7 protein-coding genes are annotated in these 10058 nt (G+C 38.7%); 6 read left to right on the forward strand and 1 reads right to left on the reverse strand.

Annotated elements, in window-relative coordinates:
• Nucleotides 1–2092, forward strand: a 2092-nt coding sequence (locus tag ACH2DQ_RS01995; protein WP_395025306.1) for a family 43 glycosylhydrolase, incomplete at its 5' end; no start/stop codon positions are given.
• Between the two features lie 123 nt (nucleotides 2093–2215).
• On the opposite strand, the gene ACH2DQ_RS02000 is transcribed toward ACH2DQ_RS01995, so the two are convergent.
• Nucleotides 2216–3067 carry a YitT family protein gene (locus ACH2DQ_RS02000; RefSeq protein ID WP_394915851.1) on the reverse strand — a complete coding sequence of 284 codons (852 nt, stop codon included), beginning with the start codon at nucleotides 3065–3067 and terminating at the stop codon, nucleotides 2216–2218.
• A 235-nt stretch (nucleotides 3068–3302) separates the two neighbouring features.
• Between ACH2DQ_RS02000 and ACH2DQ_RS02005 the strand changes: the two genes are divergently transcribed.
• The 5 genes from ACH2DQ_RS02005 to ACH2DQ_RS02025 all read left to right on the forward strand — a co-directional run.
• On the forward strand, nucleotides 3303–4424 hold the full coding sequence (locus ACH2DQ_RS02005; protein ID WP_394915850.1) for an ATP/GTP-binding protein: 1122 nt from the start codon (nucleotides 3303–3305) through the stop codon (nucleotides 4422–4424).
• A gap of 70 nt (nucleotides 4425–4494) precedes the next feature.
• Nucleotides 4495–5151: a DUF3226 domain-containing protein gene (locus ACH2DQ_RS02010; RefSeq protein WP_395025309.1), complete on the forward strand. Its 657-nt coding sequence runs from the start codon at nucleotides 4495–4497 to the stop codon at nucleotides 5149–5151.
• Nucleotides 5152–5439: 288 nt separating this feature from the next.
• On the forward strand, nucleotides 5440–7227 hold the full coding sequence (locus ACH2DQ_RS02015; RefSeq protein WP_394915848.1) for a sensor histidine kinase: 1788 nt from the start codon (nucleotides 5440–5442) through the stop codon (nucleotides 7225–7227).
• A complete protein-coding gene (locus tag ACH2DQ_RS02020) occupies nucleotides 7208–8803 on the forward strand; it encodes a response regulator (protein WP_394915847.1) in 1596 nt (531 codons plus the stop codon). Before ACH2DQ_RS02015 ends, ACH2DQ_RS02020 begins: the two co-directional genes overlap by 20 nt.
• A 103-nt stretch (nucleotides 8804–8906) precedes the next feature.
• A partial coding sequence (locus ACH2DQ_RS02025; RefSeq protein ID WP_395025312.1) for an ABC transporter substrate-binding protein occupies nucleotides 8907–10058 on the forward strand: 1152 nt, incomplete at its 3' end.

A 10058-nucleotide genomic window follows, 5' to 3' on the forward strand; every position in this document is an offset into this window, starting at 1 on the left:
TATCTATTATACCGCCGGAGCTGGAGCTGACCATAGAATGTATGTGCTGGAAAGCAAAACAGACAATGCAATGGGCGAATATGAATTTAAAGGAAAGTTATCCCCGGATACAGACAGATGGGCAATTGACCAGACTGTATTAGAGTACAATGGCAAACTATACGCTGTATGGTCCGGGTGGGATGGAATGGTAAATGAAGAACAGCGGATATACATTGCTGAAATGTCAGATCCCTGTACCATTTCCGGAAAAAGAGTAATGCTTTCAAAGCCGGAATACAATTGGGAGCTGGATGGTTTTCCGAGGATTAATGAAGGCCCACAGGTTCTGGTATCACCGGATGGCGTTGCCAATATTATTTTTTCGGCAAGCGGAAGCTGGACGGATAATTACTGTCTGGGAAGATTGACACTGAAAAAAGGAGGAGATCCGATGAAAGCAGAAGACTGGGAAAAAGCAACAGAACCGGTCTTCCAGAAAAATCCGCCAAGTACTTATTCTACCGGACATGCCTGCTTTACCGTATCTCCGGATGGAACAGAAAATTATCTGGTATATCACGCTACTAAAGGTTCCGGGCAGAATTGGAACGGACGCGGCGTCCGTACTCAAAAATTCACCTGGAATGAGGATGGAACACCTAATTTTGGTAAAGCAATTGCCTACAATGGAAAAGTAAATCAGCCATCAGGAACACCGGTTATCCCCAGAGACCGTTACGAGGCAGAAGACGGCATATTAAGCGGCGGAGCGGTAATCTGTGACACCTATAATTCTTCGGGCGGACAGAAGATTGCTAATTTAACAAGCGAAAACAGTGGAACCACAATTCAGGTTCAGGTAGAAAAAGCCGGGGATTACAGACTTTATATTGGTGCAGCTACTAAAAGTGATAAAGCAGGAATGGAAGTAAAAGTAAATAATGGAACGGCCTCTATCTGTAAAGCTATTCCATTTAATGCATCAGACGCAGATGGAATATGTCCGGATAACTGGATCGGATATGAATTAAGTGTAGAATTGCATGCAGGCGCTAATACAGTTTATATCGGGAAAACCGAAAGTCTGGATGGGGCAGAGCTTGACTATCTGGATGTGGAATTAATCAGTGAAAAGATTCCTCCTGTAGTGGTGGATAAATCAAAACTGCAAAGCGTTTATGATGTTCAGAAAGATAAAAAACAGTCAGACTATCAGGAAACAGGTTGGGCAGAATTTGTTCAGGCATTAAAGAAAGCAGGAGAATTACTGGGAGATAAAGAAGCAACGCAAGATCAGGTGGATGCAGCAAAAGCGGTATTAGAAACAGCAGCGTCAAAACTGGTTAAAAAAGTTCCTGTGCCGGAAAAAGTAATGGTTAGCCAGCTTCGGCTAAACAACACAAAGCTTAGCATGAAAAAAGGAAGTAGGGTTGCGCTGGCTGTCAGCGTGCTGCCAGTGAATGCTTCTAATAAAAATGTAGTATGGAGCTCCAGCAATCCAAAAGCGGCTGTAGTTAACAGCAACGGGCAGATTACCGCAGTAAACGGCGGAACGTCTGTTATCAAAGCAATTGCAGCTGACGGATCGAAATGCGAAGTAAGCTGTACGGTTACGGTAAATTATGACGTAAAGTATTATTTAAACGGCGGCAAGAATGCGAAGCAAAACCCCACAAGCTATGATGGCACCAAAACAACCTTGAAGGTTCCGGAAAGAGCAAAATATGCATTTAAGGGATGGTATCAAGACCGCAAATTCAAGACAAAAGTGAAAGACATCAGCGGCGGCGGCTATACCCTGTATGCAAAATGGGAAAAAGTGAAAGTAAGCAAACCTGCTGTCAAGTCCTTGTCAGGGAAGAAAAAGGCATTCACCGTGAAGCTGAAAAAGAAAGTCAGCGGAGCAAAAGGATACCAGATTGCTTATACCACAGACAAGAAATTTAAAAAAGGTGTGAAATATGTGACCACCGGCAAAACCACAAAGTCCGTTGCCAAATTGAAATCTAAGAAGACTTATTACGTAAAAGTAAGAGCTTATAAAATGGATTCCAGAGGTAAAAAGGTATATGGAAGCTATAGTGCATTAAAAACAATTAAAGTAAAATAAAGGAAGCAGAATTAGAAAAGATTTAAGATACAGATAGATAAAAATAATAGATTAAGACAAAAGATAAGATAAAAGATAAGATAAAAGACGGGGTATGTGTAAATATATCCCGTCTTTTACGTTCTATTTATGCTTGGGGTTCCATTCCCCAATCACTTCATTAATGGTTCCCACCGTAACGAATGCTTTCACATCAATTTCACTGAGATATTCTAATAACTTCGCATATTCATTTCTGGAGAGTATGGTCTGAAGTTCCATTTTTTCCTCTTTGTTAAACCCGCCGTAAGCAGGATAAAGTGTGACGCCCCGTTTGATCTCCCTAACGATAAACTCCTGGATTTCCTGGTATTTATCCGAAAGGATACAAATCCTTTTCTTGCGGTTGAAGCCATCTATAAAGTAGTCAATGACAATACCGTTAGCATAGGTAGCTAAAATACTCATGACAACGGATTTGGTATCATAGACAAAGATGGAGCTCACAGCGACACACATACCGGTAAGCGTCATTGCCTTACCCATTTCAATATGTGTAATTTTATTCAGCAGTTTCGCGGCGATATCCAGTCCTCCGGAGGAGGCATTTACATGAAACAACATGGCAAGCCCTACACTGACAAGCAAAATGTAACAGAGCGTATCGATGAGAATATCTCCGGTTAAAGATTTTACATTGGGAAACAGCAATTCAAAAAGAAACAAGAACACTGGAAGCAGCGCAGAAGTATAAACCGTCTTTGCCCCGAATTCCTTTCCGATAAAGATAAACCCGATGACCAGGAGCACTGCATTTAAACAAAATGTCATGACTGATATGGAAAACGGCAGGAAATTAGAAAGTACAATTACAAGTCCGGACAGGCTTCCAACAATTACCTTGCTTGGAATCATAAAGAAGTAAACGGAAATGGCAATCAGCAGGGTACCAAATGTGATAGCCGAATATTCTTTTAGTATTTTATTTGTTTTCATCTTAAAATCCCTCTTATCCTTTATTTGTTAGGCAGTAGTCTATAAACTAGAGCTTAGGGACTACTACTTAACATCATAAAAGATAATAGGGGAAAAAGCAATCTTCTTTTTGAAAATCTGGCACCATGGCTTAACAGGTTGAGATTTTCAAAAACACGTAATAATGCTATTGTTAATAAGTATGAGATACGCTATAATGTCAATATTAATAATGTTTTTAAGAAAGGTGGTAGAAATGGCACAGCATATACAATCATTAGTAATTGATACTTTTCGAGGAGTAAGAAATTTAGAAATGACTGATTTAGCGGATATTAACATCCTTACGGGTGATAATAATTGCGGCAAAACAAGTGTGCTAGAAATATTGAAAAGTACAGAAATGCCAGAGAGTCTAAAAATGTGGGTTTCTGCTATCAGAAATGATAAAAATGTTCCAGTATCCCTGGGATATTCATATTATGAAGGATTTCAGGATTTATTTAATATAGATGATGAATGTAAAGAAATTAAATATTCTATAAAGAGGTCTGATGGTGAGGTAACCACAGTCAGAGTTATGGGTGAGGAGAATGAAGAGAGTCTGACGGTGCGGGAGATAGATGAGATTGATGGTGTAAATAGGGATTGGGGTAGTGATGGAAATATAGAAAATTCAGATGAAATGATAGTAGATGTATCTAAATTGAAATTATCTATTTATATCAATAATGAGAAAATGCAGGAGGTTTCTGTATATGATTTTCAAAGAAAAATGAATCTTGCTTTTAATAACAAAACAACAGATTATACGGAAGCAATATATATATCACCAACCAGACATGCAGATGGTATTGTTTTTTTAAATAAGGTTCTGGACACTCCGGATTTATATGAAGAAATGTTGGAAGTATTAAGAGAATTTGATAATGGTATTATTAGTATTAACGTGGATAATGCTAATGAAAAGTACAGAAGAGGTAATGTATATAAAATTCTATCAAAAAATCATAAAAAGGCATTGCCGTTAAATGTATATGGTGATGGGTTAAAAAAAGCTATTTTGTTGATGAGTGCCGTTATTTCATCTCAAAATGGGATTCTGCTGTTAGATGAATTTGAAACAGCAATTCACACATCTGCAATGAATAATGTATTTGAGTGGATTTTGAAAACTTGTATGAAACTAAATGTACAATTATTCATGACATCTCATAGTGAAGAAGCAATAGATAAAGTGCTTAAATGTTGCCCGGATCTACAAGAACATATAAAAGTATTCACTTTATTTCAGAATAAAGAAAAGACTGTTGCGCGTGGATTAATCAGTCGCAAAGCGATTGAGGCAAAAGACGAGATGGGATTGGAGTTAAGATAAATGAAAAGTGTGATACTGTGTGAGGGGTCCACTGATTATGTGTTGCTTCAATATTTTATGAGAAAGGCATATGGAGGATATCAAAAAGCATGAACAAATTGTTCCATTCAAAATGGCAAGGACGTTGATCAAAAATAATGATAAGTTAACGATTGGTTCAGCGGGTGGTTGCAGTCAGATACCGGGAGTTTTTGAAAAACTGATTGAACGTAACCAAATATCTTCTGATAATCCGGCATCAGTTCAAAATATTGTTATTGTCACAGACAGAGATGAGGCGGGAACGGAAGCAGAATTTTTAAAAAGCATAATGGATATATTACAGAATCGTGAAGTAAGTTATGATGGAGAATTAAACAATGGGATTTGGTTAACGTGCAGCGTTGAAAATGGTCGCCAGCAAGAAGTATGTTTTAAGATATTAACTTTAATTATTCCTTTTGAAGAAACGGGCGCATTGGAAACTTTTTTGTTGAACTCAGTTTCTAAGGAAAGTGATTATGATAAAAAAATTATAGATGCCGGGAATGAATTCGTAGAGAATGTTGACCCGGAAAGAAGGTATTTAACATACAGACGATACGTTACGAAAGCAAAATTTGATGTTTATTTTTCTATACGGACATCAGTAGCTCAATTTAATCAGCGTCAGGATATATTGAAGGGTGTTGATTGGGAAAAATATCTTGCTGTTCAGGAATGTTTTAAAGAATTAGCAAATATTTAAGGCGAATTTTAAGGAATAGCGTTTATATAGACAATGGATAGATTCAGTTAAATAGAAAGTAGTCATGATTTCATAATAAAATCATGGCTACTTTTCTGCTGTAGCATCGTAAATTGTATCGGATGGAACGGTTTGTGCGTATTAGTTTCAGTTTTATAATGAATGTTGGATATTAAAGTTATATTATTTATAAAAGTTCTTTCTAAAACTACAATTGTCGGATATAATGAAATACATATGAAATAAATTGCATTTAACCAGATGGAAAGCCCAAATAAGAGGAGAGCTATGAGAAATTTACTAAGAGAAAAAATAGTCTTCAAATTATTCTTCATGTTATTCGTCAGCATCTGTATCCCAATCATTATTTTTTCGGCTATTTCCTATTACATGTCATACCGGAGCATTTATGACAGCTATATAGACAGCAAGGGAAACTTAAATAATCAGATTGCCCAAAATATAAAAGAAAACTTTAATGTGTTAAAGAGCCAGTCCATTGCCCTGTATAATTTTGAGAACATCTCCTATGTACTGGATACAGACACAGAGAACCTTACCGAGGAATATATCAATAATTATAATTCCGTCTATGGAAGCCTGGTGAGCATCATTCAGGGCAATTTCAAGCTGGATTGTATCAGCATGATTGATCTGGAGGGTGAAGTAAAGTTCTTTTATGACCGGAATATGGCGTCCCAGAATCTGAAGACCGTTAGGGAGGAAGGGTGGTTTCAGGCTGCCATAGATGCTAACGGACGTGCCGTCATTGTGGCTCCCCATGAAAATAATTACACCAACGCCCATGAACAGGTGGTGTCTGTCTGCCGTACTATTGTAAATCCCTATAACGATAAAACAGTAGGTGTATTAAAAATTGACCAGAAAATGAAGACCTTTGAACAGATTTTTGCCAATGTAGAGAGAGAAGAGGGTGAAATCAATATTGTCTATGATGACCAGGGAAATGTATTTTATTCCAATTCCGATCTGGATGAGAAGGAAATGAAGGATATTTTTCAGAAGAAAGGATTTCATGATCTGGGAAGTGAAAAAATCATCACCTGGGGGGAATCCACGGATAATTACTGGAAAATGGTATCCATCCTGGATTCAGAAAATATAGCAGCTAAAGCAGAATTTATCAAAAGAAATAATACCGTTCTCACTGTAATCTTGTTTTTCGTCTGTACTGCCCTGTCCATTATGGTATCCGTTACCATAAACATACCCATTCGGAAGCTGATTTCTTCCATAAAATCATTTCAGAATGGAAATATGTATGAGCAGGTGGATATTAAAAGAAGAGATGAATTTGGCTCCATTGCCAATGCATTTAACAACATGATCGCCAATATCCGGAATCTGATTAACAAGGAATATAAACTAGAATTGTTAAAAAAGCAGGCGGAGTTTGAGAACTATCAAAGCCAGATTAATCCTCACTTTTTATTTAATACTCTGAATTCCATAAAAGCCGAGGCACTGCAGGGGGACTGCGGCAAGACTGCGGACATGATTCAGTACCTTTCCGATAATTTCCGCTATTCCCTGAACCGGGGCGTGTATATCGTATCCTTCTTAGAAGAGCTGGAGTACATAGACAAGTACATCTATTTACAGAAAATCCGGTTTCATGATAAATATACGATTATAAAGGAAATCGATGATGAGGTGCTGGATAATGAGATTCCAAGAATGATCCTCCAGCCAATTATCGAAAATGCTTTTAAACACGGTTTGGAAAAGTCCGTACAGGAGGGAGAAATAAAAATTGTGGCGCTGAACGTAAGGGACGAATTTAACATTTATGTCTCCAATACCGGCAAGACGATCGAAGAAGATAAATTAAAAGAAATAAATGAACAGCTGGCTGTAAAAGAAGATCAGTATGTAATGAAAAATAAGGATAAAGTCGGGATATTTAATGTGAATGCGAGAATCCGTTATTACTATGGGGAACAATACGGGCTGAAGTTTATCAGCAGCCAGGATCATCAGACTACGGTGAGAATCCGGTATCCAAAGGTGAAGGTGATAAAGGGGGAACTAAGAAATGAAAATACTGATTATTGATGATGAAAGCCTTGCGAGGGACATTTTGAAAAGTCAATTGAATAAATTTCATTACCGGAATATTTTAATGGATGACAATGGACAGGATGCATTGAAAACCCTGGAAAGGGAATTGCCGGATGTAATATTTCTGGATATCTGTATGCCGGAGATGTCTGGAATAGAGTTTATGGAGAAGGCAGACGCTTTGCAAAAGGAGTTTATCTATATTATTCTAAGCGGACACAATAAATTTGAATATGCCCAGCGTACAATGGAGCTGGGGGCATATAATTATCTGCTGAAACCAATTGATGACAAAAAGCTAAAAGAAGCAATGGATGCAGTAGAAGAAAAGCTTGCAATTATCCGTTTTAAGAAGGAACAGTATGCGGAGCTGAACAAAAGCAGGGCCAGAGCCAGGGAGCTATTAAAAAAGCAGTATATCTATGATATCATTTCCGGCAACAGCGGTAATTCGGAAAAATATGGCAATGCATTTCGCGGGGAACCGGTACGCCTGGATAAAAAGCTGTTTCAGATCTGCTGTTTTACCATCAAGGGCAGAACCGATCAGGAAAACAGCCTGGAAGACCAGGATATCATTCAGTTCGGCATTGAAAATATAACAAATGAAATTGCCAGAATGAATGGCATGGATGTATATTTCTTCTCCGATATAAATCTAAACGGCATCCTGCTGAATTATGATTCCTGGAAGAACGATGAAAAGCAGATCTATCAGGAGCTTTTTGATAATATCCAACGCTATATCGGCTACTTCAAACAGGCGGAGCTGACCTTTGGGGTGGGCAGGGAAGTGTCCGGACTTTCAAAAATCCAGACGGCATATAATTCCGCAAAAGATACGGTGAATAAGCGGCTTATTCTGGGCGGGGGAGTCATCTATTTCGCCTCCGAGGAGCAGACCGGTGCCAGAAAAAACTGTGATGCAGGTCAGTTACCGGAAGAAGCCATTATAAAAAGTTTATATCAGGGAGATATTGGTCAGATTCACAAATATGTAGATGATTTGTACGCACCGTTTCTTGACTTAATGCTGGCAGATGTAAAAAAACTAAATAAAATGCATCTAAACCTATTCGTACTGCTGCATAAAGAGTTGGAAAAGAAGGAGATTGACAGCTCCAGGGTTTTGGATAATGAGTTTTCCCTCTATAATAAAATCCAGACATTCGACACCATAGAAGAGATGAAAGCCTTTCTGTTTGAAAACATTTTACTGTGTATGAAAACGCTGGAACAGCAATCCGGGGTAGGAAATGAAAAAATCATGATCCGGGCAAAAGAATATATCCAAAAGAATGTGGGCTTTCATCTAACCCTGGAAAGTGTGGCGGAACACGTGAATTTCAGCCCGGCGTATTTCAGTAAATTCTTTAAAAATGAAGAAGGACTGAATTTTATCGATTATGTAAACAAGGTTCGGATCGAAGAAGCCAAAAGACTGTTAGACCAAAATGTGAAGACAGCAGATATCTGTGATAAAATTGGATTTGCAGATGTGAAGCATTTTTATAAGACATTTAAAAAATGGGAGGGGATTACTCCCGGTCAGTATAAAAAAGGACAATAAAATAACCCACTGTTTATTAAAAATGACCTATTTCAGGAAATACTCTTTATTGGATATAATATGGTTAGATTTAAAAAACAAAAACATTGGGAGGTATTAAAGTATGAGAAAGAAAATCTTATTACTGGTTTTGGCAGGGATGATGGCAGTAAGCGCTGCAGGCTGTTCCAAAGGAGCAGAGACTAAGGGAACAGATGCTAACGGAGAAGGGAAGCAGACGGTAAAAGAAAGTCAGGCAGCAGAAGAGAGCCAGTCCAAAGAAGCGGCAAAGGATGACGGGGAATCCCCAGAGCAGACTACAATCCGGTTTGTGTCATGGATGACCGGCGGCGAAGACAAAGCATTCATTGAGAAATTCATGGAAGAAAACCCGGACATCAAAGTAGAAGTGGAGGCAGTGGACGGCACCAATTACGATAAGCTGTTAAAGACCAGACTGATTTCCGATGATGCCCCGGATGTATTTTTAATCCAGCCGGCACAGTATGAAAAGTTCGTAAAAGAAGGGTATCTGATGGATGTAAGCGGCCGCCCGTCAAAGGAGACTCTGGCGAAATCCAAATCGTTAGAAGATCTGTATACCATTGATGGAAAACAGTACGGTTTCCCGGTCTGTACCCAGGGCGGACCGGATCCGATCTTCTATAATAAGAAATACTTTGAAAAATTGAATCTGAAAGAGCCGGAAACCATGGAAGAACTCTGGGCAGCGGCGGACAAAATAAAAGCAGACGGAGTAGAGCCATTTGTATTTGGCGACAAAGATGCCTGGACCTTTGAAATGTTTTTCAGAAGCAGACAATTTGGGGATTACTTAAAAGACACACCGGAATGGGGGCTTGCACTTTACAACGGAGAGAAACAGGCATCCGAGCTGTTTAAAAAAGAATTCGAACTGGCGGAGAAAATGTGTCAGGAAGGCTATATTGGAAAATCATCTCTGACCATGACTTATCCACAGTCCGTTACCTACTTTGTAGAGGGAAAAGCCGCAATGCTGCCTCAGGGAACCTGGGTGCCAGGGCTGGATGAAATCAAAAATGCAGACCCGGAACAGTTTGAACTGGGATGCTTCATTACTCCGGTTGATGAAACAGATGGCAAGATCTATATGACTGGTTCCTCAGACAGAAGCATTGTTATTTCGGCAAATACCAAGTATGCAGAAGCAGCAGGAAAGCTGTATGACTGGTTTACCAGGGAAGAAAATTTAAGTGAATATCTTACCTCCCAGTCCTTAACGAATTTCCTGCCA

Source organism: Robinsoniella sp. (assembly GCF_034124845.1).

Bases quoted from the DNA above. Each gene is read 5' to 3' on its own strand.
- ACH2DQ_RS02005 (WP_394915850.1), top strand. From the start codon at position 3,303: ATGGCACAGCATATACAATCATTAGTAATTGATACTTTTCGAGGAGTA.
- ACH2DQ_RS02000 (WP_394915851.1), bottom strand. From the start codon at position 3,067: ATGAAAACAAATAAAATACTAAAAGAATATTCGGCTATCACATTTGGT.
- ACH2DQ_RS02020 (WP_394915847.1), top strand. From the start codon at position 7,208: ATGAAAATACTGATTATTGATGATGAAAGCCTTGCGAGGGACATTTTG.
- ACH2DQ_RS02010 (WP_395025309.1), top strand. From the start codon at position 4,495: ATGGAGGATATCAAAAAGCATGAACAAATTGTTCCATTCAAAATGGCA.
- ACH2DQ_RS02015 (WP_394915848.1), top strand. From the start codon at position 5,440: ATGAGAAATTTACTAAGAGAAAAAATAGTCTTCAAATTATTCTTCATG.